Annotated in this window: 3 protein-coding genes; all 3 read right to left on the bottom strand. The window is 58.9% G+C overall.

What is annotated here, in order from left to right:
* On the bottom strand, positions 1–890 hold an 890-nt coding region (locus AC1D35_RS35775; protein ID WP_477942710.1), incomplete at its 3' end, for a pyridoxal phosphate-dependent aminotransferase.
* 89 nt (positions 891–979) lie between these two features.
* A complete protein-coding gene (locus AC1D35_RS35770) occupies positions 980–1,378 on the bottom strand; it encodes a PilZ domain-containing protein (protein WP_113300951.1) in 399 nt (132 codons plus the stop codon).
* Between the two features lie 164 nt (positions 1,379–1,542).
* On the bottom strand, positions 1,543–1,926 hold a 384-nt coding region (locus tag AC1D35_RS35765), incomplete at its 5' end, for a DUF2177 family protein (protein ID WP_477942708.1).

Raw genomic sequence — 1,926 nt, 5'->3', positions numbered from 1 at the left:
CTGTTCCTCCTGGCAATATCAGCGATCCTGTCGCGTGCGGCATGGATCTTTCCGATCACTTCGGAAAGGTAAGCCTGATCCTTGAGGGCTGCGAGTGCGGCGACCGTCGCAAGGCGGTTCATGCCGAAATGGTTGCGGATCTTGTCGAAGGCCTGCGCGGTGCCCGGCGTCGAGATGACATAGCCGACGCGGGCACCGGCAAGCCCGTAGGCCTTGGAGAATGTGCGGGTGCGAACGATGTTCGGCAGGTCGATAAGGGAATCGATCGAGGGAACGGCGGAGGCCGGACCGGTCTCGCTGTAGGCTTCGTCGAGGATCATCATGCAGGTTTCCGGCAGGGCGCGCGCAAAGGCGACGATCTTGTCGGCATCCCACCAGCTTCCCATCGGATTATCGGGATTGGCGAAATAGACGAGCGGCGCGTTCTCCCGCTTGACTGCATCGAGCAGAGCGTCGAGATCCTCGCGGTCGCCGGCATAGGGAACGGTGACCAGCCGGCCGCCGAAACCGTTCACGTGGAAATTGAAGGTCGGATAGGCGCCGAAGGACGTGACCACGGCGCCGCCGGGCTCGATGACCAGCCGCACGATCTGGCCGAGCAACTCGTCGATGCCGCCGCCGACGGCGATATTGGCCGGTGTCACACCGAGATGGGCGGCGAGCGCTTCGCGCAGCACGTAGTTTTCCGGATCGTTATATTTCCAGATATCGCCGGCCTGTTCCCGCATGGCGGCAATGACCGAGGGAGCCGGGCCGAAGCCGTTTTCATTTGCGCCGATACGTGCTTCGACCTTCAGGCCGCGCTGGCGCTCGATGGCCTCGGGCCCGACGAAAGGAACGGTGGAAGGCAAGGCGCCGGCAAGCGGCGTGAAGCGCGAGAAGGCAGACATGCGATGGCAATTTCCCGGAATTGTTGAAAAAGCCGCGCAAGAATAGGCTCTCGCTTCGCCAAGGCAAGCAAGATTATTTCTCGTTCGGCTCAGACGCGGCTGCCGTTGCGGCGCGCGTCGATCGCTTCCGTATTGCCGATCATGAAATCGGCCCGCACTACCTTGCGTAGAACGTCCGGATCGATGATGTTGATGAAACGAACACCGATGCGTTCATGATGGCGGTAGACCTCGGCACAGCCGATGCGGTAGGCAAGCCCCAGAATGTTCAGGTAATAGTGTTTGGGCAGGCCGGCCGTAGTCGACACGACGAAGGTCGCGCCGCCCTGGGAAATGTCGAGGATTTCGGCACTCCGCATCGAAATCCCGGTCAGACAGGGGCGAACGGCCACGATACGGGCCGGTCGTTTGACGTTGAACTCCTCCCACCGAATGTCGTAGACAGCCGACTTCACCGTGGCGAGGTGCGTTGCGCGGAGCATTTCCATTTCGCATTCTCCGTCAGACAGTTCAAATTTCGGGCTGTTCTACGGAGAGGCTCACACGAATGTTTTTCACATTCGTCAAATATAAAACTACAATTTTACCGAGTTTGAAATTTGTGCGTTAGCGGCACATCTATTGTACTCTCTTGGGAATATGACAGCGCCGCTCAGGCGAAAAATCTTGCCGCGCAATAGCCTCCAACAGCACTAAGTGCCGTCAGAAACGTGCCCCAGACCATGTCCACCAGGCTCATGGCGAGCGGCCAGTTCTTAAGTGTCGACAAATTTGTGATGTCATAGGTGCCGTAAGCCGCCAGTCCCAAAATGGCACCATAGAGAAGCGCCGTTCCGATCGAGCTGCTGGAGAGCGCCGGCAAGACCGCAAGTATCACAATCGCAACCGTGAAGAGCAGATAGAAGAGGGCTGCAATGGCAATATTCGGTGACGGCAACATCAGTTCGCCGAGCTGATCGCGGTAGAAGCTGCGGGCCACAATGCCGAGCCATATTGCGTCGATGACGGCAAGGGTGAGAAGGCAACCGGCGTAGGC

The organism is Rhizobium sp. P1_E6, from assembly GCF_056405875.1.
This window is presented reverse-complemented; position numbering and strand designations above follow the sequence as displayed.